Below are 593 nucleotides of genomic sequence, written 5' to 3' on the forward strand. Positions count from 1 at the left end.
GCAATTTTTAACTCAATGCCGGGGCCTGCGTTACCCACGGTACCAATTTTATCTGCTCTAAATGGGTAGTTTATGGTGCTGTAAGCGAAGGATTCCGTCATCCCCCATGCTTCGGTGATGTTTAGGCCAACGCTGTGGTACCAATCTAATAGTGCGGGTGATACCGGAGCAGAACCACAACCCAAAACTCGCGCTTGATCTAACCCCAGGCCTTCGGCGAGCTTTTTCTTAATCAGCGAATTTACGAACGGTATTTTTAGTAAGAAATTCAATTTTTTCTGTGGAAGTTTGTCTTGAATGCGTTGCTGGAACAGAGTCCATAATCTCGGTACAGAAATGAACAAGGTTGGGCGGTGCATTTTCACGTCTTCGATAAAAGTATCGAGCGACTCTGGGAAAGCCGTTGGTACGCCACCCATGATGGATGAACCAAAAATATAAACGCGTTCAGTAATATGTGCCAATGGTAGGTAGGAAAAGAGTCGGTCGTTAGCTTGAATACCGATGTGGTTGATCAGCTGTTGTACCGACCAACTAAACGCTCCGTAAGTTAGCATTGCGCCTTTTGGCAAACCTGATGTGCCGGAGGTATA

Annotated in this window: 1 protein-coding gene; it reads right to left on the reverse strand. The window is 46.0% G+C overall.

Annotated features, from left to right (window positions below; all coding sequences use genetic code 11):
* Positions 1–593 (reverse strand): AMP-binding protein (locus tag R7Q46_RS28625; protein WP_318078501.1); only part of this gene is annotated, 593 nt, incomplete at both ends.

This window comes from Vibrio sp. 811, from assembly GCF_033339195.1.